A 21,642-nucleotide genomic window follows, 5' to 3' on the forward strand; every position below is an offset into this window, starting at 1 on the left:
TAATTATGGTAAAAGTAAATTCTCATATTAGTAGTTACAATCCAAATGATGCTATTTTTCTATTAAAAGATATTAGTGATTTAATGAAAGAAAGTTCCACGGAAACTAGAGAACAAGCAATTCAAGCTGGCACACATTATTCCGAAATGTTACCAATGGAATATAAACCATCTAAAGCGTATATGGATTTATTCTTTTCTTCCCTGCAACAATACAAACACAAACTAGCCATTGCTGTTGGAGTTGTCGCCGAACAGATTATACAAACTAAAGGAACTAACCTTGTCCTCATTTCATTAGCTCGTGCTGGTACACCTATTGGCATTCTTATCAAACGCTACATACGCTATCAATACAACCTTGATGTACCTCACTATTGTATTTCTATTGTTCGCGGACGCGGTATTGATGAAAATGCACTCCATTATATTTTGGAACATCACCCTAAAGAAACAATTCAATTCATTGATGGGTGGACTGGAAAAGGTGCAATAAAAAAAGAATTAGAATATGCAGTACACACATTTAACGAACGAAATAATACACACATTTCTCATTGTATGGCTGTGCTTGCTGATCCCGGTTACTGTACTTCAATTTACGGTACACGTGAAGATTTTCTTATTCCTAGCGCTTGCTTAAATGCAACAGTCTCTGGACTAATTAGCCGCACTGTACTAAATGACACCTATATCGGTCCAAAAGATTTTCATGGTGTTAAATATTATAAAGAGCTAGAGCAAGAAGATTTATCAAATTTCTTCGTTGATGAGGTAACAGATTTATTCCCTTCTGTTCATTCTCATATAGATAATCAATTACGTTATATTACTTCAACTTACACTGATCCATCTTGGCAAGGATTAAAAGATATACAGTCTATCCAAAATCACTTTAAAATTGACGATATTAACTTAATTAAGCCAGGAGTCGGTGAAACAACTCGCGTATTACTCCGGAGAATACCGTGGAAAATTTTAATACGCCAGCAAAACAATCCCGATTTAAAGCATATTTTACTTCTCGCTAAAGAAAAGAATGTCCCTATTGAAATCTATGAGAATATGGCTTATTCATGTTGTGGGCTCATTAAGCCTCTTAGGAGGGAAACAATATGATTTTCGCCAGTGATCTTGATCAAACGCTTATTTATTCCCGGAAATCGTTTCGTGCCCCTATAGAAGATGAATCAATTCAACTCATTGAAACTTTAGATGGAAAAGAAATTTCTTTCATATCACATAAAACCATTTCACTACTAAAAAAATTACAACTGCACTCACATTTCATCCCAGTTACAACAAGAACTATTGAGCAGTTTCAGCGTATTGCTTTATTCCAAAACGAAATCATTCCCGAATACGCCATTACAAGTAACGGCGGCAATATCCTTCATAACGGGAAACAAGATGGTACTTGGAACAGGACAGTAAAAGAAAGACTATCGGTTGAATGTATAGAGAGAAACGACATACTAAAGGAATTTGGACAAATAGCTCATAAAGATTGGGTTATATCACAAAAAACAGCTGATGATCTATTCCATTATTGCATTATTAAACGGGAGAACATTCCTTATGATGAATTATCATCCTTCACTTCCTGGTTAGACAAACAAGGCTGGAATCATTCACTTCAAGGTAGAAAGCTATACTTTGTACCAAAACCAATTAATAAATGGGACGCCGTGCAATATATAAAAGAAATTTTGCAAATAGATACGATTATTACAGCTGGGGATTCTTTACTTGATTTATGCATGCTTGAAAAGGCGAACCATGCCTTCGCACCACTTCATGGTGAGTTAGGGGCAATGCATGATAACTTACAACCCCATATTTTAAAAACAGACGCAATCGGCATATATGCCGCAGAAGAAATCGTAAATAAATCACTTCAAATTATTCACAGTTCATTACCTACCTCATGATCATAATATGCACAATTGCATACGCACCGCGATTAAACAGATGGTACAATTTATTTGAATCGCTGTTGCTACACTTCTTGATTAAAGAAAAGGCGTTAACACGGAAATTAGCGTCTTATCAACCTCAAGCAATTGGCACATTTTGTCATCTTAAAAGACACTCGAACGAGTGTCTTTTTTTCTATATCCAACAAGGACTTACTCATTTCAAAGTATAAATACATAAAATAATGTAAATCATTACACGCATGAATCACTTTCTAAAAGTTATAAAGTAGATTCAAAATAAAAAAGCACTCTTAACTAGAGTGCTTTTTACTTTCAAACAAGGAGGCTACATATATGGATAGTACTCTCGTATTTAACTTTGGCATTGGTATTGTTATCATTTTATTCGTCTTCTTTGTACTTTGTATGAGCGGGGTATAAAAAGGCGATTTTCGAGCGTCTTTTTATACATACATATGTATTACTTGACTTCTATAAAAGTAGTAACCATAATAGTTACAGATATATAAATAGCTATTCACATATCCACAAATAGGAGGAAGAACAATGAAACATGTAATCGTTTATGCACACCCAAATACAGAAAGCTTCAACCATGCGATTTTAGAAACGGTAAAACGTGAATTAGAAGAAAAAGGTCATGAATTACGCGTTCGCGATCTATACGAATTAAACTTCAATCCAGTATTAGGCGCTTCCGATTTCATCTCATTTTCTCAAGGAAATACACCAGAAGATATTAAAGAAGAGCAAGAGCATATCTCTTGGGCGGATAGCATTACATTTATTTATCCAGTGTGGTGGGCGGGACTTCCTGCTATTTTAAAAGGATACGTTGACCGTGTATTTAGCCACGGATTCGCTTATGCTTACGGTGAAAACGGTATTGAAAAGTTATTAAGCGGTAAAAAAGGATTGTTATTATCTACAATGGGCAATACGAAAGAAGCATACACAGCAGGCGGCATGTTTGACGCAATGAAGAAAACAGCGGATGTTGGTATTTTTGAATTCACAGGTATTGAAACACTTGAGCATACATTCTATACAAGTGTCCCTTCTGTGGATAATGATGTGCGTAAACAATATCTTGAAGAAGTAAAAGACGTTGTGAATCGTGCATTCTAATAAAATTATATCAGCGATTTTTTTAATATATCAGCGCAACTCAGATTATATCAGCGATTTTCTAAATATATCGGCGTAACTCAGATTATATCGGCGATTTTTCAAATATATCGACTTACCGACAAAAATCGACACTAGTCACAACGAAATAAAAAAAGCTGTTCCAAAGTTTGGAACAGCTTTTTTCATTACATCTTCTCAATCCACTCCGTCAAGTTATGCACAACTTGCGTCGGTTGAACTTCGTATTCTGTTAACTTCTCCACAGTTGTGACTCCAGTGTGGACAAGAAGCGTATGCATACCAGCATTTACTCCTGCTAAAATGTCTGTATCATAGTTATCCCCAACCATTAATGCTTCATCTTTTCCTATACCAAGAACTTTTAAAGCTTGTTCCATAATGATTGATTCTGGTTTTCCGATAAAGATTGGATCCACACCTGTCGATACTGCTACAACCGATGTTAATGAACCGTTACCTGGTAATAACCCGCGCTCAGTTGGGATGGCAATGTCCCCATTTGTGGAAATAAACGTTGCGCCGTTACGCACAGCAAGACACGCTTTTGCTAACTTTTCATATGTGATGTCACGATCTAAACCAACAACAACGAAATCAGGATTTTCATCCACAAGTTCAAATCCTTTTTCCACAAGTGCATCGTGTAAGCCTTCTTCACCAATCATATATACAGTTGCATCTTGTTTACGTTCATAAATGAAGTTCGCAGTCGCCATACTCGTTGTGAATACTTGCTCTGCTTTCGCTGGAATATCGAAACGAACAAGTTTTTCTGCCACTTGTTCTGGTTTACGCGTTGAGTTATTCGTAACGAATAAATAAGGAATGCCGCGCTCTCCTAAAGCTTTTACGAAGTCGCTCGCTTCTTCAATTTGTTCTTCTCCGCGATACATCGTACCGTCTAAGTCAATTAAGTAACCTTTATACATCATTATGTCTCTCCTTCTATGCTAACGTTCTCACCTATCATACCACTCTTATATTACCCGCTTTTTCCAAAGAAAAAAACGCTTTACCTTAAAGCGCCCCATAACGTTCATTTTTTCTCTTTTATTTGGTAAGAACAACTACAATCGCCCTCGCACATGTTTGCTAGCGTTTTCACTTCTGCGTTCGTAAATAAACGATTATACATCTCTTTTTCATCTTCACATACTTGCGGGAATCTCTCTGCAATTTCTTTTAATGGACAGTTTTGTTTTTCAATTACGAAAGAGTTCTCTCCATCTCTCTTTATTTGAACCATATAACCATTTTTCTCTTGCATAGCTGCTATCTCTTGCACTTTATATGCTAAATTCTTTTGATTACTTACTCTCTTTTGCAACTGTTCTTCCATTCGCTTCGTTCTCTCTTTTAAAACGTAACGAAGTATTTTTTCATCGCCCATTCGAGCTAAATCTTCTAACATATCAATCGCAAATTGCTTATATTCTTTCGGGAATGTATCTTCTCCCTTTTCACTTAATCCATACAAATAAGTTGGTCTTCCGACATGTTGCCTTACCATCTTAGAATAAATGAGTCCGTCTTTCTCAAGATTACTTAAATGTCTTCTGATTGCCATTTCTGTAATCTCTAAAACATCAGCTAGTTCAGCTACTGTGTGCTCTCCCTTTACTTTCAACAATTGTACAATCTCGTCTTTCGTAGTACGTGCTTCCCCCATACTTCACCCTTCTCCCTTTTCTTTCTCACATACAATATAAGATCCCCAAAAGGCATTCTCTGGGGATCTTATAAGCATAATTATTCTGGTACAAATGCAGATACAGGTCCTAATTCCTTTTCTAAATAACTGCGAATATTTGCTGGGTATTTTTCTACCACTGCAATATGTTTTTGAATCGTCTTATATAATTCGTCATGATTCATTTGAATATAATCTTGCGTAAGCATCTTTCGAAGAAGGATAATTTCTTTCATCCCTTGTCCATCTTCTTCACTTATCACTCGCTCGTCCATTAAAATATCAATAATATCTTCATAGCTTCCTGGATCGCGCATAATAAATCCATCAATCATCGCATTTCCTACATCTAATACAGTATCAATAATAAGATGGGCTATGCGCTCTAATGCGTAAAATTCAAACTCGGTTTCATATATCTTTTTCTCTTGAAATGTACTTGTTGCTCGTTCTAAACATACTAGCATTTGTTCTATTTTCTTTCTGTCTACAAAATACATGAATGTCACCTACCTGGAAATTAAAGCATTTACATTTTAATTGTAACGCTTTCTTCTGAAAAAATCGACAATTTTTCGAATTCACCTTTTCTCCGTTATTTGTTATAGTTATATTTGTATGATTTTTGAAATTGGAGGAATGGAATCTTGGAACGTGAACTCGCACTAGAAATTGTCCGTGTAACAGAAGCAGCAGCCTTAGCATCCGCACAGTGGATGGGCCGCGGAAAGAAAAATGAAGCAGATGATGCAGCAACTACAGCAATGCGTGATATGTTCGATTCAGTAAACATGGCAGGTACAGTTGTAATTGGTGAGGGAGAACTTGATGAAGCACCGATGTTGTATATTGGTGAAGAACTAGGAACAGGTAACGGTCCGGAAGTAGACATCGCCGTTGATCCATTAGAAGGTACAAACATCGTTGCAAAAGGTCTTGCAAATGCAATGGCAGTTATTGCAATCGCAGACAAAGGGAACCTTCTTCATGCTCCTGATATGTACATGGAAAAAATCGCGGTTGGTCCAAAAGCAGCTGGTAAAATTAGCTTAGATGATCCAATTGAAAAAACAATTGAAATTGTAGCAGAAGCTAACAATAAAAAGATTCGTGACCTAACGGTTATCGTTCAAGAACGTGAACGTCATCAAGATATTATTGACCGTGTTCGTGCAAAAGGTGCACGCGTAAAATTATTTGGTGACGGTGATGTTGGTGCGTCAATCGCAACAGCACTACCTGGAACGGGTATCGACTTATTCGTAGGTATTGGCGGAGCTCCAGAAGGTGTTATTTCTGCAGCAGCATTAAAGTGCCTTGAAGGTGAAATGCAAGCTCGCTTAGTTCCAATGAACGAAGAAGAAGAAGCTCGTTGTCGTGAAATGGGATTAGAAGACCCTCGTCAACTTCTTATGTTAGATGACTTAGTATCTGGGGATGATGCAATCTTCTCAGCAACTGGTGTATCTGCTGGTGAGTTATTAGACGGTGTTAAATTCCTTGGCGGAGATTTAGCTGAAACATACTCTATCGTAATGCGTTACAAAACAAGAACAGTACGATTCATTAAAACGCATCACCATTTAGATCATAAACCACACTTAAACTTAGATATTTAATAAAGGAGCCATGTGTATGGAAGAACGTTTCTTTCTGTACGACGACACTGTCGCTACAAAAACTCGTTTCGTTAGCTTTATGGGAGAAAATGAGCGTCACGATTTAGCGCTTTTATACTCCGATCGTCATTACGGTAAAACAATTGTACTTGATATGCAAAGTAATAAATTTGCAATTATCGGTGCTGACGATTTAAACGAACCAGGCTACTTAGAGCACGCATTTTCTATGACTGAAGAAATTGCAGAAGAATTACGCTCATTTTTATTTGAACTTATATAATTTATCGTATGCACCAGCTATTTTAGCTGGTGTTTTTCCGCCTTTATTATTTCGAATTTTCAGTATTATATGTTATAATGAAGAATAAATCTATTTGGATAGAAAGGACGTTATCTACGTATGCCAACATTTACTTTGTAATGGACCAGCAATTGGATAGCATTACTCTCAAAAAAGCACCACGCTTTTTCAAGGGAGTAGTCTGCCCATTCCCATTACAAAGGAACGTATTGCATCTGTAGTATGATGTTTACGGAGGTTCCTCTTTGGGGAACCTCCTTTTATTTTTGTCTTTTTCTCATGTCTTCATACTACAAGACATCCAAATAGCTGTATTACGTTTCTTTGCCACTACTATAAGAGGTGAAGGAAAATGCAGAAAGTACAACTTTCTTGGAGTTTATATGAAAATCAGCAACACACAATCGAAAAATATTGTAAAAATTGCGGACGTACTACCCTATTTACTGATACGAATATTCGTAGGCATAACGCCAATGGAAAAAACATATACCGCTTTGCCATTTATAAATGTTCGAAAGATCATACGTGGAATCAAAAACTGCGTATTTATAAATCATTTACTGATCACGTTGAAACGATCGATATGACTCAGCAAGATCAAACAGAAACAAGTACTACTATTTCTATTACGCAACATAAAGAAAGTGGCGTAGCTGAAATCACGATCGTATTAGATATCGTTTTCGGTTCCCACCGCATTGATAAAGCCTTATCCACATATATTTCCGACTGGAGCCGTACACGCATTGTGGATAAAATTAAAAATGGGGATATTCAATTAAATGGACAACAAATGAAACCAAATGCAATACTTTCTGAAGGCGATCATATCTCGATTTGTTTATAAGCGAGAATATGTAAAAAATCCTCTTACAATTGTAAGAGGATTTTTTTATTTCTTCACTTTTCGTAATACGAAGTGTGCACAACCGAAGTTACAGTACTCGTATAAATACTCCGTTAACGTACTAATTTTCGTATCATATGTCGCACGTTGGTTACTATCATCAAAGAATCCTCGCAGTCTAAGTTGCTCATATCCCCAGTCTCCAACGATATAATCATATTTATTTAAAATTTCTGCATAGCGCTCTTTAAATGCTTCTTCACTAAAACCGTCACGAAAGTTTTTAATTACTTCGTACTGAACATTATTAATGCTCACCGTAGCATGAATCTCTTGCTCTTGCTTTTGCTCCATCATTAACTTCCTCTCTAAGCATTCTTCTTTTTATCGTATCACAAAGCATAACAACCAACAATTTCAAATACAAAAAATTGCAAATTAGTACATGCTATGGAGAAGGAGGTGATACATCGTGAAACAACAAATTTTACTTTCCCTTCTCACTCTTTCCTTATTTGCAGGCTGCCAAACAAATAATAAAGCCGAAATGGAGCGCGAAGAAGGAAGCCGTGTTCTTGTTTCCAATAAAAACGACATGTATCATACAGAAAATACAAATACAAGGCTCACGAGAGTCGGTTATTCATCTAAACAAAAACATGAAGTATCTAACAAACAAGTAGGGGCCATTAATCGCGAGAAGGTCGCTGAAATGATTACAAGCATGACAGTCAAACTTCCTGACGTTACAAACGCTGCTACACTTGTTACTGATGATGAAGTGTTCGTTGTATACCGTGCAAACACAACGGATCCGAAACTTGTAGCAGATCAAGTATATAAAACTGCTTTGTCCATCGTCCCTCGCTATTATAAAGCATATGTATCAACAGACCAAAAGTTGATTTCTCAAATTCAAGGGCTTCAATCTGGCGCATTAAATGATACAGAATATACACAAAGCCTCGATATGTTAAAACGAGAAATGAGTAAAAATCCTCATTTGAACAATACGGGAGATCAGACTTTGAATGATATGATTAAAAAGTAAAACAGGTGGAGAAAATCTCCACCTGTTTTACTTTTTATTTTTTATTACGATCCGCATAAACCTCCATCGCATCACACATAAACTGCGCTAACCCCTCACCAAACTTATCGATATTTTTCGTGAAGCGCTCATCAGCGACGTACATTTGACCGAGTCCTTTAAAAGCATCTAACGAATATTCACCGAAGTTTTGCAAGTAATCGTACCATACTTTAATAGCTGCCTGCGCCTCTTTAGAATCTGGTGCATCGTGTCTAAGCGTTGCTAAATTTCTATAAATAGCATTAAACTCCTCTTGGTTCTCTTTTGACATACCTTTTGCATATTCGTTCGCTTTATCTACAGCTGCATCTCCCCATTTTTCACGTGCTTCTTCTTCATATGGGTTATGGCTGAAATCGAATCCTTCAAATTTCTCTTTATTCGTCATTTCAATCTCTCCTTTTGTATGCTGAATTGTTTTATCAATCGTCGCAATCACCTTATCTAATCTGGCACGCTTTTCAAGAAGCATCTTCTTATGAAGCTGTAGTGCCTCTTCGCGATCAAATGATGGACTCATGATAATCTCTTTAATTTTCTTCAAAGGGAAGCCAAGCTCTTTAAAAAACAAAATTTGCTGCAATGTCTCTAAATTTTCATTGGAATACAGACGATATCCAGACTCTGTCGTCTCATCTGGGGTTAACAACCCAATTTCATCGTAATGATGCAGTGTGCGCACACTAATTCCAACTAAATCAGCTACTTCTTTTACTCTCATTGTCATTTGTATCTCCCCCTTAGTACATACGATAAAGTATGACGCAACGTTAGAGTCAATAAGTAAATTCATTTTCTTTCTAAAAGTTTCATCTCTCCCCTATTTCATGCATAATAGATATGTACATATATTAGAAAGCGGTGAAAGTATGGTTTCAAATACTGTAATTGCCAGCATCATTTTTCAACTCATTGTCTCGATTCTGGTCCCAATTATCGTACTCGTTTATTTCCGTAAAAAATATAATATTAATTGGAAAGTGGTCGGCGTTGGTGTTCTTATCTTTATCGGATTCACCCAAATTCTTGAAACACCATTCCACCTATTTATGCGCGGTAATCCAACAATCGCTCCATTTTTAGAAAATCCGTTTGTCTTCGCAATTTATGGCGGATTGACTGCTGGTATTTTTGAAGAATTAGGACGCTTCGTTGCCTTCTTCTTCTTACTAAAAAAATATCTAGAATATAAAGATGGCTTCGCTTATGGAATTGGTCACGGCGGAATTGAATCTATTTTAATTGGCGGTTTTTCTGCATTACAAGCATTAATTTTTGCTAATTCTATTAACGATGGTAGCTTCGCTCGACTGATTGAACAAAAACCCGAGCTCAGCATTTTACAGGACATGCTAATTCAGCAACCTGCCTACTTATACTTCCTTGGTAGCTTAGAAAGAATTATGGCACTCGTGCTTCAAATCGCCTTTACAATGCTTGTTTTATACGCAGTAAAACAGAAGAAATACATCTTCCTAGTATACGCTATACTATTCCACGCATTTGTAGACTTTTTCGCGGCACTTTACCAAACAAAAACAATCAACATCTTCGTTGCCGAAGGAATTACACTTCTGTGTACAATTGGCGCTGTCGTTCTTATTCGCAAAATGAAAGAGAAATTAATGAGTGTACCGGAGTAAAAAATAAACCACCAAAATTGGTGGTTTATTTTTTATATGGATGATAACTTTTGCCCTCTTGCAGCTCCCTCTTTGTTTCTGCATCTATAACGATATATTTATGAAACTCTCCTACTTCATTTTGAATAAAAGAAGCGAAAAAGTATACTTGGCGATCAGAGTGAACAAAAAAATCTTGAAGTACCACTCTACTTCGACAACCAACAGCTGTTTTTTGTAGGAAAGAAAATTCTTCATCAGGCACTTCTTTAAATAAGATTTTTTTCCGAACACTATATGCTGCATTTTTGTATTCTTTATAGATCTTCTTATCTAACTGTTTATAAAAAACATCCTCACTCACAAATGACTTATTTCGATTGCTTGGATAATTTAGTTTTTGATTCGACTCTGCATAAGTTGTGGACAAGTGTATAAAAAAACAAAGACTAAATACAATACATATCATTTTATTCATGATTGCACCTCAAATGTTCATTATCCACATTACTTTTCCACATATTTAAATCCATATGCTGTTTCCAATAAAAAGGAATTATTTCCACATTTGTCGAAGTATATAGCGTCAACTTGAAAGATGGGGATGAATTATGAAGAAAATTATTTTAATACGACATTGTTCAGCAACTGGGCAAGAATGTGATGCTGAATTAACGACCGATGGAAAAGACCAAGCAAATACCCTTGCTACATTCCTCTTAGAAAATACTCTACAAATCGATCATATTATTTCAAGCCCATTTGTCCGAGCTATCGATTCCATTCGGCCCTATGCACTCCAAGCTAACTTATCTATCCAAGAAGATGAACGATTAACTGAACGCATATTGAGCAACGTTCCAATGGATGATTGGATGCAAAAACTAGAATCCACTTTTACGAATATAGATATTGCCTTTTCAGGCGGAGAGTCAACAAAACAAGCAACAGACCGTGCCATATCGCTTATTCAAGACGTTTTACAATTAAACCATACGACAACACTACTTGTTACACATGGCAATTTACTTACGCTCATTTTAAAGCATTTTGATCATACGATTGGCTTTAATGAATGGAGAACTTTAACGAATCCTGATATTTACGAAATTACAATCGACGAACAATGTATCATAACACGCTTATGGGAAGCATCGTCCAAGTAATATCCCTTTCCAAAACATTCAGTTGACGCCACGAGAAGAGACTGTTCTAACAATAGAAAGGGGTATCATTTCATATGTACGAAGACGTACTTGCTTTACTACATAAAACAAATGTTTCTTATGAAAAATTCGAACACGAACCAGTACTCGATTATGAGACGGATCGGATCGTACGCGAGAGACTTGGCTTACAAGGCACTCCAAGTAAAAGCTTATTTTTAAAATCAACATCTGGAAATTTTTATGTGTTTTTTACGTTAGAAGGAAATCGGCTTAATCGCGGAGAGATGAAAGAAATAACGGGAGAACGCTTATCGCTCTGTTCTCCTGATGAACTAAGAATGGAAACTGGCTGTACTCCAGGATGTGTAGCTCCTTTTGGTTATTCACAAGAAGTAACAATTATTGTGGACAGTTCCGTTTATACGTACGATAAAATTTTAATTACACCTGGTGTACCTGAATTTACAATTGAATTATCCACAGAAGAATTAAAAAAGATTTTATTAACATGTACAAATACCGTTTTAGAGTACAAACAAAAAGAGAGCTGATCGTTAGCTCTCTTTTTTCATTATTTAGCTTCTGCTGTTTTTTCTTTTGCAGAACGTACTTGCTCGTCCGCATGGTAAGAAGAACGCACAAGTGGGCCAGCTTCACAGTGGCTAAATCCTTTGCTAAGTGCAATTTCTTTAAGCTCTGCAAATTCTGCTGGTGGATAATATTTAATAACTGGTAAATGCTTCTTAGATGGTTGTAAATATTGTCCAAGAGTTAAAATATCCACATTGTTTGCACGTAAGTCATCCATTGCTTCAATTAAATCTTCTCTTGTTTCACCTAAGCCGACCATAATGCTCGATTTAGTTGGAATATCAGGCTGCATTTCTTTTGCTCGACGTAAAAACTCTAATGAACGGTCATACTTTGCTCTAGCGCGAACTCGGTTAGATAATCGACGTACTGTTTCAATGTTATGGTTTAAAATATCTGGTTTTGCATCCATTAACATTTTTAAGTTTTCTTCTACCCCAGCCATATCAGATGGTAATACTTCGATAGACGTGAATGGGTTTTTACGACGTACTGCTCGTACTGTTTCAGCAAAAACAGCTGCTCCGCCGTCCTTTAAATCATCACGTGCAACCGCTGTTATAACAACGTGCTTTAAGCCCATTTGTACTACTGAATCTGCTACGCGTTCTGGTTCTTGTAAATCAAGCTCAGTTGGTAAGCCTGTTTTAACCGCACAAAAACGACAAGCACGTGTACAAACCGCACCTAAAATCATAAATGTTGCTGTTTTTCTTACAGCCCAGCATTCATGAATATTCGGACATTTTGCCTCTTCACAAACGGTATGAAGATTCTTAGAACGCATCATTTTCTTTAAGCCTGTATAGTTTTCATTCGTGTTTAACTTAATTTTCAACCATTCGGGCTTGCGCTTATATTCTGTTTGTTTTGTCATGGTTATCAACTCCGCACAATATGAAATAGTTTACCGTGTTCGCTTCTTTCAATGTAACATATCTATTCTAACGTATGAAAGCGATTTGCTCAAATGAAGATTCTAAGATTTTTTCCAATCGTTCCCTATAATGAAATACTCCGTATATCCCACACTAAAAAGAGTGATGTTATGAAAGGAGTCTATTTCATGCTTCGAAAAATTTCTCTTTTGCTTTCTATTTGTTTTCTTCTCCACCAAAACATCGCTTACGGTGAAGATAATCAGCAAAGCATATACGAAAAGCGCATGGCACTATATAAAGAAACCGAGCACTCTTCAGGCATTCCATGGTATTACTTAGCTGCAATGGATCAATATGAAAGAAATATACGGAGCGTAAGAAAAGATATTCCGAAAAAACCAGATGCCATCATTTCCCTTTATTTCAAACCAGAAATATGGGCTGGACCTGTTAATAGTAACGATACTCTCCCCCATACAATTTCTCTATTTGGCGGAATAGGTTTAGATGGTGACAAAGATGGATTTGCAAATGCAAATAGCGACCGTGATCTTCTGCATACCGCAGCGACTATTTTAAGGAAACAAGGAACGTCAGAAGACCGTATTAAAATTATGCTTTGGGAATATTATAGACGTGCAAAAACAGTTGATTTAATTAGCGAGTACGCCCAAATTTATAAACATTATGGACGTATTAATTTAGAAGGAAATGCTTTTCCTCTTCCGATTCGTAGTGACCATAGCTACCGTAGTACTTTCGGCGCTGGAAGAAGTTTTGGCGGAAGACGAATTCATGAAGGAACCGATATTTTCGCCGGATATGGCGTGCCAGTAAGATCGACTTGCTATGGCATTATTGAAACAAAAGGCTGGAACCGCCTTGGTGGATGGCGCATTGGTATTCGTGACCTTCATAACAATTACCATTATTACGCTCATTTAGGCGGGTTCTCAAAAGAAATACAGCTTGGACAAATTGTTGAGCCAGGAAAAGTAATTGGATTTGTTGGTAGCACTGGTTATGGACCTCCTGGTACAGCCGGAAAATTCCCACCCCACTTACATTTTGGCATATATAAAGACAATGGCTATACAGAATGGGCCTTCGATCCATACATGCATTTAAGCCTTTGGGAACGAAAAGAACGAGCAAATACAAAAAGATAACCGTAGCTGCATTGCTACGGTTATTTTTTATCCAGTAAAAGCCCGGCTCAGCCGAGTTTCACTTTATATGCAACTAACTATCTGTTTTCTTTTTATCAGGTACAGCAACACTTCCGCTTCCATAATACGTAGGCACTTCCCCTTGAACGATACGCGTCGCAATCGGAACATTTTGTTTCACAGTTATCTCTTTCGTATGAAATGGAATAATTACTTGCAATGTTACTTCCATTTCCATAACAATTTGAATCGCTGTAGTATTAATTCCATGCGGCTCAATTTTTTGTTTAATATCTGTATTCACATGCCCAATTGGCGTGAAATGAATCGGAATATCTGGTCCTATATTACCAAGAAGTGCATTATCAGTTACACGTCCAAAAGGAACTGCCATAGTCGCCCCGTTTTTTTCAGAAATACCTAGCTCCTTCAACTTCCCTTGTTCTACTTGTTGCAAATATTTTTCTATGTACGTGGTCGTTGACGTTACGATTTCATTTACTTGCTTCGTATTTAAATTAATTGTGGATACTTTTCCGTTTTTATCATTCTGTACTTTCATTAATGAATCGACATCGAATCCTTCATTAATTCTATCCTTTACCGCCTTCGTCATAATTGCTGTCGCCATTTTATGTGTCTCTACTTCCCCATATTTAATTAAGGTCGGCTGAATACTATTATTCACAATCCACAACCCTTGCGTAAGTAATATAACAAAAAGAATAAACGACATAAGCAGTATATACCGAAAGGCAATAGGTCCCCTTCGAAACCGCGAGTTTTTCGAGCGAAATATACTCATAAAAAAACCTCCTTCTTATATCATTTCTATGCAAGAAGGAGGGACGATATATGCTTATCTCATTTTTAATAATGCTTCTTTTCCAATCGTTCCTACTGGAATGCCTAACGCTTCAGCTCCAGTCGTTACCGATTCTAGTGGCGCTTCAAGAAGTTGTTCAATCGTTCTTACACCAACCGCACGGCCAGCAATAATTCCTCGATCACCTAATTTCTCATTTAAAAGACCTACATCTAATGCACCACACATAATATATCCTTTATCGCTCATTACAGCTAGCAAATTCGTCTTTGGAAGTTTCACGCTAACCGCAATAAACGTATAATTATCAATTATAATTGGCTCCACATTAACCATAGTTCACACTCCTCTCTTTCTTATCTGTATGACAAGAGAAAAATGAGTGTTACAAGTTAACTAGCCTATAGTTTAACGGAAGTTGTATGAGTTATTAACATATCCGTTAACACATCTCTAAGTAGTTCTGGCATATAATATTGTTTGCCAGAAAGTGTGGATAGCTCTGGGTATAAGTATCCAAACGTAAACATATCGATTGTTCCTACCGTATATATACGGTCTAACTCCAGCGATTCGCCGTTAATCAATACATCTTCTAATAAAATTTTATTGCCAGGAATCGTATCTGGAATGACTTCTACACCAGCATAAATCATTTTCCCCATCACTTTCCCCCGAAATCCGAATCCTTTCACCTCAAGATTCTCCATGTTCGGTTTACGTGCTTTCAAAATAACTTCTCTTAATATCTTTCCTGGAACTTTCAAAGCACACGGATTAATTGGATGTGGACAAATTCTGTGAATATCTCCGCGCGTTACAACACCCTCTTCTAGCCCTTCAAGAAGTACACCGGCGTTCACCATGCCAATCTCTGCATCGCACCATGTTTTCAGCGCACTTGCTAACATATGAGAAAACGGCGTCTCCTGAAACCAATCAACCGGTAATGACTCTTTTAAATGAACGACAGGCTCTGCCATTATATGATTACTTTCTTCCTGCAGTATTTCAATTGTGGATAACGGCTCGCTATAAGCACCTAACCGTTCCGTCTTAATCGCTCTACCGTCTTTTTTCAACAGCTTCTTCGTCTCTTTATCCACAGTAAGCTGAACGTGGCCAACGTAACGTCCCCACTTTTCACAACAGCAAAGTAAAGTATTGTTCAGTAGAACACCACGCTCAAATAAATGATGCGTATGTGCACCTAAAATAACATCTATATCATAATGCTCTGCCATATACTCATCCATACTTTTTCCAAGGTGAGATAGGACAACGGTAATATGCGCCTCATCTTTCACTTCTTCTAAAATGGACTCTAAATGGATAAGCGGATCTTCAATATGCCAATCGAGCATATGATAAAACTCTGGATAAGCTACCGTTAATCCGATAAAAGCAATGATAATCCCATCTGTCGTCGTATGTAATTTATAAGGCTTCGCCCACGCTGGACGTACCCCTTCTTTTTCAAATAAATTCGCAACGAGCACCTCAAATCCAGCATCATCATATAGACGATTCAAATGCTCCTTCGCTAACGTAATGCCTTCATTATTTCCGATCGTTACATAATCATATAACGCCTCATTTAAAAGCTTCGTATTCCCAAGGCCATTTGTCGCTTCCGAAATACTATGAAAACGATCCACATGATCACCGATATCAACCGTCAAAACAGTCTCTCCCGCTTCCTGTCTTCGCTTTTTCTCCCCTAGAACAAACCGAGAAATTTGCGGCCAATTTTCAAAATGACTATGTATATCGTTTGTATGATAAAGGTGGATGATTGTTTCTTTATTTGTATTCAGAGAAAAAACCTCCTCTCAGTTCCTTACTGCCATTTACGCTATGCGCACACAATAATCCTGTAAATACTTTTCGTCTTTTCTTGCTATTTTACATTGTACTCGCATTGTGAGAAAAAGCAAAAGATTGTCCTTTTCATATGAGAAACTTTTGCTAATGCAGGAAAGAATTCCAGATAGTGGAGGGAGGGGTGGATTTGTCAAAAAGTTTAATAGAGAATTCAGTGGGTGGTTGTTCAAGTGGATTTGTCAGTATCTTTGTCTTAAACCTAGTCGTTCTCTGTTCTTATAAAATGTTTGGGGTATGTGAGGATTTTCTTTTGTCTTATCTTGTCGACAAATCGATATTCCTTGTCGAAACGTTGATATATTGAAATAATCGTTGATATATTCCCGTTTATGATCGATATATTTGAAAAATCGTTGATATATTTAGCTGAACACCCACCCGGGTATCCTCTCCCAAGCCAAGACAAATCCGCAAAACAAAAAAGCGCCCTGCTGTGCAGGGCGCTTCTACTTTATCTATTAACCAATAGAACCTTCCATCTCAAACTTGATTAGACGGTTCATTTCAACTGCGTATTCCATTGGAAGTTCGCGAGTGAATGGCTCGATGAAGCCCATTACGATCATTTCTGTAGCTTCTTGCTCAGAAATACCGCGGCTCATTAGGTAGAATAATTGTTCTTCTGATACTTTCGATACTTTCGCTTCGTGCTCAAGTGAAACGTAATCGTTTTTGATTTCGTTGTAAGGAATTGTATCAGATGTAGATTGGTTATCCATGATTAACGTGTCACACTCGATGTTAGAGCGAGAGTTTTTCGCTTTTGGTCCGAAGTGTACGATACCACGGTAAGTTACTTTACCACCATGCTTCGCAATCGATTTAGAAACGATTGTTGAAGACGTGTTTGGTGCTAAGTGAATCATTTTCGCACCAGCATCTTGGTGTTGGCCTTTACCAGCAATCGCGATTGATAATGTTAAACCACGAGCGCCTTCGCCTTTTAAGATAACTGCTGGGTATTTCATCGTTAATTTAGAACCGATGTTACCGTCAATCCATTCCATCGTTGCGTTTTCTTCACAAACCGCACGTTTTGTAACTAGGTTGTATACGTTGTTCGCCCAGTTTTGGATTGTTGTATAACGGCAATACGCATCTTTTTTAATGATGATTTCTACTACCGCACTGTGAAGTGAGTTAGTAGTGTAAACAGGTGCTGTACAACCTTCTACGTAGTGTACGTGTGCGCCTTCGTCTACGATGATAAGCGTACGCTCGAATTGTCCCATATTTTCAGAGTTAATACGGAAATACGCTTGAAGTGGTGTATCAACTTTAATACCTTTTGGAACGTAGATGAATGATCCACCAGACCAAACTGCAGAGTTTAATGCAGAGAATTTGTTGTCTGTTGGTGGAATTACTTTTCCGAAATGCTCACGGAAAATATCTTCGTTCTCTTTTAATGCGCTATCTGTATCTTTGAAGACGATTCCTAGAGCTTCTAGGTCTTCTTTCATGTTGTGGTATACAACTTCAGATTCGTACTGTGCAGATACACCAGCTAAATATTTTTGCTCAGCTTCTGGAATACCTAATTTATCAAATGTTGCTTTAATTTCATCAGGTACTTCATCCCAAGACTTCTCAGATTTCTCAGATGGTTTTACGTAGTACGTAATTTCATCGAAATCTAAGTCGTTTAAGTCGCCGCCCCATTGTGGCATTGGCATTTCATAGAACTTATCCAGTGATTTTAAACGGAAGTCTAACATCCACTGTGGTTCTTCTTTCATACGTGAAATCTCTTCAACGATCTCTTTTGTTAAACCGCGTCCAGCACGGAAAATCGAAACGTCTTTGTCTTTGAAACCATATTTGTAATCGCCGATATCTGGCAGTTGCTTCGCCATGTTGGTGTGTCCCTCCTTAGATAACCTCATTTTTAGGAACCTTTAACATTACTTATCTTCGTTTAAGCCCTTTTCTAACGCTTTCCACGCTAATGTTGCACATTTAATACGTGCAGGGAACTTGCATACGCCTTGTAATGCTTCAATATCTCCTAAATCGATGCTGTCATCGTACTCTTTTCCTAGCATCATGTCAGAGAAAATTTTCGAAAGCTGAAGTGCTTCTTCAATTTTCTTACCTTTTACTGCTTGTGTCATCATTGAAGCTGAAGACATTGAGATTGAACATCCTTCACCTTCAAACTTCGCCTCTTGCACAATACCTTCTTCTACTTTCATCGTAAGTTGAATACGATCGCCGCAAGTTGGATTGTTCAAGTTAACGGTAACACTATCTTCTAACACGCCATGGTTACGAGGATTTTTGTAATGATCCATAATAACTTGACGATATAACGTATCTAAATTATTAAATGACATTTGTGAAATACTCCTTTGTCTTGATTAGCGATTCAACAAATGTATCAATTTCTTCTTTTGTATTATATAAATAGAAGCTCGCACGTGCTGTTGAAGAAGCTTTTAGCCACTTCATAAGCGGTTGTGCACAGTGATGTCCTGCGCGAACTGCAATGCCTTCTACATCTAATACAGTCGCTACATCGTGAGGATGTACGTCTTCAATATTAAATGTAACAAGACCAGCGCGATGCTTTGGACCATAAATTGTAACGCCATCTACTTCTGATAGTCTTTCTAAAGCGTATTGCGCTAATTCATGCTCATGCTTTTCAATATTATCAAGACCGATTTCTTCTAGGAAATCAATTGCCGCACCAAGTCCGATTGCATTACCGATAATCGGTGTACCTGCTTCAAACTTCCACGGAAGCTCTTTCCAAGTAGATTCTTGTAAATCTACGAAATCAATCATTTCACCACCAAATTCAATTGGCTCCATATTGTTTAGCAATTCTTTCTTACCATATAATACGCCGATACCTGTAGGTCCGCACATCTTATGAGCAGATAATGCGTAGAAATCACAGTTTAAATCTTGTACATCCACTTTCATGTGAGGTGTACTTTGTGCACCATCAACGACCATAATTGCTCCGTTTTCGTGTGCAATTGCTCCGATTTCTTTTACAGGGTTAATCGTTCCAAGTACGTTTGATACTTGCATAATAGAAACGATTTTTGTATTCGGTGTAACAGTTTGACGAACATCTTCTAAAGAAATTGTACCGTCTGGTTGAAGCGGAAGGTATTTCAAAGTTGCACCAGTTTTCTTCGCAACTTGTTGCCACGGAATGATGTTACTATGGTGCTCCATGTAAGAAATAACGATTTCATCGCCCTCTTTTACATTTTCAAGACCATAGCTAGCTGCTACTGTATTTAATGCAGTTGTCGTTCCGCGCGTGAAAATAATCTCTTCCATTGATTTCGCGTTAATAAACTTGCGAACTTTCTCACGTGCACCTTCATACGCGTCGGTAGCTTTCGTACCGAGCGTATGAACACCGCGATGCACGTTAGAATTATATTCTTTATAGTAACGTTCTAACGTTTCAATGACTTGAATTGGTTTTTGAGAAGTTGCTGCACTATCGAAATAAACAAGTTGTTTGCCGTTCACTTTTTGATCAAGAATTGGAAACTGTTTGCGTATTTCATGAATATTCATTAGCGAACTTTCCTTTCAATTACCTCAACAAGCTGTGCTTTTACTCCTTCAATTGGAAGCTCATTAACTACAGGTGCTAAGAATCCATGGATGACTAAACGTTCTGCTTCGCGTTTTGGAATACCACGGCTCATCAAGTAGTATAATTGGTACGGATCTACGCGGCCTACTGAAGCTGCGTGACCTGCCATTACATCATCTTCGTCGATTAAAAGAATTGGGTTTGCATCCCCACGAGCTTTCTCATCTAACATAAGAACGCGAGAAGATTGTTGTGCATTTGATTTAGATGCACCGTGTTCAATCTTACCAATTCCGTTAAAGATAGATGTTGCACTATCTTTTTGTACACCGTGTTTTAAAATCCAACCTTCAGAGTGTTTACCGAAGTGAACAACTTTAGTTGTAAAGTTTTGTGTTTGGTTACCACGGCCAATTGTTACTGTTTTCGTATCAGCATATGAACCGTCGCCCATTAAGTTCGTAACGTTCTCTGAAATTGTGTTTCCATCATTCATAAGGCCTAGAGCCCAATCAATGCGGCCGTCGCGTCCAACAACACCGCGGCGGTTAACGTAAGTTGTTACGTCTTTTGCTAATAGATCAACCGCACCGAATTTCACTTGTGCGCCTTGTTCCACGATTACTTCTGCTACGATATTTGCAATACCTTTAGCATTTTCATTTGCAACATAGTTTTCTACATAAGTTGCAGTACTGTTCGCATCAGCTACGAATAATACGTGGTTATATACGTTAGCTTCTTCGCCGTCTACTAAGAATACAGCTTGAAGTGGAGTTTCAAGAACAACGTTTTTCGGAACATATACGAATGCACCGCCGTTGATTAATGCAGCATGAAGTGCAGTTAGACGATGCTCGTCTACTTTCACGCCGTCTTTCATTAAATACTTTTGTAGTAGTTCAGCATGCTCTGTTGCAGCTGTTACGATATCTGTGAAAATAACACCTTTGTCTTTTGCTTCGTCTGCTAAAGAAACGAACGCAGTTGTACCAGTACGTTGCACTAATACGCTGTTATTTTCATCGATTAAGTTTTTCACTGCTTCTGGAAGCTCTGTTAAAGAACTTACAGGCTCTTGCTTAGCAGCGTCGCCTTTTCCGATAAAGTCCCATTTTTCAATTTTCGTTTTATCAGGCGTTGGCATTGGAAGTTCTGTTGCTTGTGCAAGAGCTTGTAAGCGGAACTCAGTCAACCAAGCAGCTTCGTTTACTTCGCTTGCGCGTTGACGGATTGTTTCTTGATCGAAAGGTAATGTACCGATTGTCATGTTTATGCTCCTCTC

25 protein-coding genes are annotated in these 21,642 nt (G+C 37.6%); 11 read left to right on the top strand and 14 right to left on the bottom strand.

What is annotated here, in order from left to right; all coding sequences use genetic code 11:
• Positions 1–5: 5 nt before the first annotated feature.
• The 3 genes from ACUXVC_RS24990 (at position 6) to ACUXVC_RS25000 (ending at position 3,067) form a co-directional block, all read left to right on the top strand.
• Entirely contained in the window at positions 6–1,118 is a 1,113-nt protein-coding gene (locus tag ACUXVC_RS24990) for a cysteine protease StiP family protein (RefSeq protein WP_098125866.1), read from the top strand.
• The gene (locus ACUXVC_RS24995; protein ID WP_000575380.1) at positions 1,115–1,930 is read left to right on the top strand and encodes an HAD family hydrolase; all 816 of its coding nucleotides are present in this window, start codon (positions 1,115–1,117) and stop codon (positions 1,928–1,930) included. The genes ACUXVC_RS24990 and ACUXVC_RS24995 overlap by 4 nt, the downstream gene beginning before the upstream one ends.
• Positions 1,931–2,485: 555 nt before the next feature.
• A complete protein-coding gene (locus ACUXVC_RS25000) occupies positions 2,486–3,067 on the top strand; it encodes an NAD(P)H-dependent oxidoreductase (RefSeq protein WP_446025867.1) in 582 nt (193 codons plus the stop codon).
• A gap of 188 nt (positions 3,068–3,255) precedes the next feature.
• On the opposite strand, the gene ACUXVC_RS25005 is transcribed toward ACUXVC_RS25000, so the two are convergent.
• The 3 genes from ACUXVC_RS25005 to ACUXVC_RS25015 all read right to left on the bottom strand — a co-directional run bounded on the left by ACUXVC_RS25005 (position 3,256) and on the right by ACUXVC_RS25015 (position 5,281).
• Positions 3,256–4,020, bottom strand: coding sequence for a TIGR01457 family HAD-type hydrolase (locus ACUXVC_RS25005; RefSeq protein WP_000276470.1), 765 nt, complete (start codon positions 4,018–4,020; stop codon positions 3,256–3,258).
• Positions 4,021–4,127: 107 nt separating this feature from the next.
• Positions 4,128–4,760 carry a helix-turn-helix transcriptional regulator gene (locus tag ACUXVC_RS25010; protein ID WP_000503349.1) on the bottom strand — a complete coding sequence of 211 codons (633 nt, stop codon included), beginning with the start codon at positions 4,758–4,760 and terminating at the stop codon, positions 4,128–4,130.
• 80 nt (positions 4,761–4,840) lie between these two features.
• A complete protein-coding gene (locus tag ACUXVC_RS25015; protein ID WP_000274010.1) occupies positions 4,841–5,281 on the bottom strand; it encodes a DUF86 domain-containing protein in 441 nt (146 codons plus the stop codon).
• A 147-nt stretch (positions 5,282–5,428) separates the two neighbouring features.
• Between ACUXVC_RS25015 and glpX the strand changes: the two genes are divergently transcribed.
• The 3 genes from glpX (at position 5,429) to ACUXVC_RS25030 (ending at position 7,554) form a co-directional block, all read left to right on the top strand.
• Positions 5,429–6,400, top strand: coding sequence for a class II fructose-bisphosphatase (glpX, locus tag ACUXVC_RS25020; protein WP_000439090.1), 972 nt, complete (start codon positions 5,429–5,431; stop codon positions 6,398–6,400).
• Between the two features lie 16 nt (positions 6,401–6,416).
• Complete coding sequence (locus ACUXVC_RS25025; RefSeq protein WP_000392611.1) at positions 6,417–6,683, top strand: DUF3055 domain-containing protein; 267 nt, start codon at positions 6,417–6,419, stop codon at positions 6,681–6,683.
• A gap of 373 nt (positions 6,684–7,056) precedes the next feature.
• Positions 7,057–7,554: a hypothetical protein gene (locus ACUXVC_RS25030; protein ID WP_001174588.1), complete on the top strand. Its 498-nt coding sequence runs from the start codon at positions 7,057–7,059 to the stop codon at positions 7,552–7,554.
• A gap of 45 nt (positions 7,555–7,599) precedes the next feature.
• Here ACUXVC_RS25030 and ACUXVC_RS25035 read toward each other — a convergent pair whose 3' ends face one another.
• The gene (locus ACUXVC_RS25035) at positions 7,600–7,911 is read right to left on the bottom strand and encodes a YutD family protein (protein ID WP_000970508.1); all 312 of its coding nucleotides are present in this window, start codon (positions 7,909–7,911) and stop codon (positions 7,600–7,602) included.
• A 115-nt stretch (positions 7,912–8,026) separates the two neighbouring features.
• Here ACUXVC_RS25035 and ACUXVC_RS25040 point away from each other — a divergent pair, with 115 nt between their 5' ends.
• A complete protein-coding gene (locus tag ACUXVC_RS25040; RefSeq protein ID WP_098125868.1) occupies positions 8,027–8,605 on the top strand; it encodes a YhcN/YlaJ family sporulation lipoprotein in 579 nt (192 codons plus the stop codon).
• A gap of 34 nt (positions 8,606–8,639) precedes the next feature.
• Here the strand turns inward: ACUXVC_RS25040 and ACUXVC_RS25045 are convergent, their stop codons facing one another.
• Positions 8,640–9,374, bottom strand: coding sequence for a MerR family transcriptional regulator (locus tag ACUXVC_RS25045; RefSeq protein ID WP_000178775.1), 735 nt, complete (start codon positions 9,372–9,374; stop codon positions 8,640–8,642).
• Between the two features lie 100 nt (positions 9,375–9,474).
• Here ACUXVC_RS25045 and ACUXVC_RS25050 point away from each other — a divergent pair, with 100 nt between their 5' ends.
• Positions 9,475–10,290: a YhfC family intramembrane metalloprotease gene (locus ACUXVC_RS25050; protein ID WP_016079840.1), complete on the top strand. Its 816-nt coding sequence runs from the start codon at positions 9,475–9,477 to the stop codon at positions 10,288–10,290.
• 25 nt (positions 10,291–10,315) lie between these two features.
• Here ACUXVC_RS25050 and ACUXVC_RS25055 read toward each other — a convergent pair whose 3' ends face one another.
• Positions 10,316–10,747 carry a hypothetical protein gene (locus ACUXVC_RS25055; RefSeq protein ID WP_446025868.1) on the bottom strand — a complete coding sequence of 144 codons (432 nt, stop codon included), beginning with the start codon at positions 10,745–10,747 and terminating at the stop codon, positions 10,316–10,318.
• A 133-nt stretch (positions 10,748–10,880) separates the two neighbouring features.
• On the opposite strand from ACUXVC_RS25055, the gene ACUXVC_RS25060 reads away from it, so the two are divergent.
• On the top strand, positions 10,881–11,435 hold the full coding sequence (locus ACUXVC_RS25060; protein ID WP_000720575.1) for a histidine phosphatase family protein: 555 nt from the start codon (positions 10,881–10,883) through the stop codon (positions 11,433–11,435).
• A gap of 74 nt (positions 11,436–11,509) precedes the next feature.
• Positions 11,510–11,989: a YbaK/EbsC family protein gene (locus tag ACUXVC_RS25065; protein WP_000272751.1), complete on the top strand. Its 480-nt coding sequence runs from the start codon at positions 11,510–11,512 to the stop codon at positions 11,987–11,989.
• Positions 11,990–12,009: 20 nt separating this feature from the next.
• Here the strand turns inward: ACUXVC_RS25065 and lipA are convergent, their stop codons facing one another.
• Positions 12,010–12,906: a lipoyl synthase gene (gene lipA, locus ACUXVC_RS25070; protein WP_000166367.1), complete on the bottom strand. Its 897-nt coding sequence runs from the start codon at positions 12,904–12,906 to the stop codon at positions 12,010–12,012.
• A gap of 189 nt (positions 12,907–13,095) precedes the next feature.
• Between lipA and ACUXVC_RS25075 the strand changes: the two genes are divergently transcribed.
• A complete protein-coding gene (locus tag ACUXVC_RS25075) occupies positions 13,096–14,079 on the top strand; it encodes a M23 family metallopeptidase (RefSeq protein WP_098127150.1) in 984 nt (327 codons plus the stop codon).
• Between the two features lie 73 nt (positions 14,080–14,152).
• Here ACUXVC_RS25075 and yunB read toward each other — a convergent pair whose 3' ends face one another.
• From yunB to sufD, 7 genes are all read right to left on the bottom strand, one after another.
• Entirely contained in the window at positions 14,153–14,884 is a 732-nt protein-coding gene (gene yunB / locus ACUXVC_RS25080) for a sporulation protein YunB (RefSeq protein ID WP_000021807.1), read from the bottom strand.
• Positions 14,885–14,938: 54 nt separating this feature from the next.
• Positions 14,939–15,241 (bottom strand): YunC family protein, encoded by a 303-nt coding sequence (locus tag ACUXVC_RS25085; protein ID WP_000248467.1) that lies wholly within the window; start codon positions 15,239–15,241, stop codon positions 14,939–14,941.
• A gap of 65 nt (positions 15,242–15,306) precedes the next feature.
• A complete protein-coding gene (locus tag ACUXVC_RS25090) occupies positions 15,307–16,722 on the bottom strand; it encodes a bifunctional metallophosphatase/5'-nucleotidase (RefSeq protein ID WP_206705040.1) in 1,416 nt (471 codons plus the stop codon).
• Positions 16,723–17,247: 525 nt separating this feature from the next.
• Positions 17,248–18,645, bottom strand: a complete 1,398-nt coding sequence (gene sufB, locus ACUXVC_RS25095; RefSeq protein WP_001118824.1) for a Fe-S cluster assembly protein SufB — start codon at positions 18,643–18,645, stop codon at positions 17,248–17,250.
• Between the two features lie 48 nt (positions 18,646–18,693).
• Complete coding sequence (gene sufU / locus ACUXVC_RS25100; RefSeq protein WP_000009523.1) at positions 18,694–19,125, bottom strand: Fe-S cluster assembly sulfur transfer protein SufU; 432 nt, start codon at positions 19,123–19,125, stop codon at positions 18,694–18,696.
• Positions 19,115–20,335: a cysteine desulfurase SufS gene (gene sufS / locus ACUXVC_RS25105; protein ID WP_001020767.1), complete on the bottom strand. Its 1,221-nt coding sequence runs from the start codon at positions 20,333–20,335 to the stop codon at positions 19,115–19,117. Before sufS ends, sufU begins: the two co-directional genes overlap by 11 nt.
• Complete coding sequence (sufD, locus tag ACUXVC_RS25110; RefSeq protein WP_000152173.1) at positions 20,335–21,627, bottom strand: Fe-S cluster assembly protein SufD; 1,293 nt, start codon at positions 21,625–21,627, stop codon at positions 20,335–20,337. Before sufD ends, sufS begins: the two co-directional genes overlap by 1 nt.
• Between the last annotated feature and the right edge of the window lie 15 nt (positions 21,628–21,642).

The sequence above is a fragment of the Bacillus sp. N6 genome (assembly GCF_052805735.1).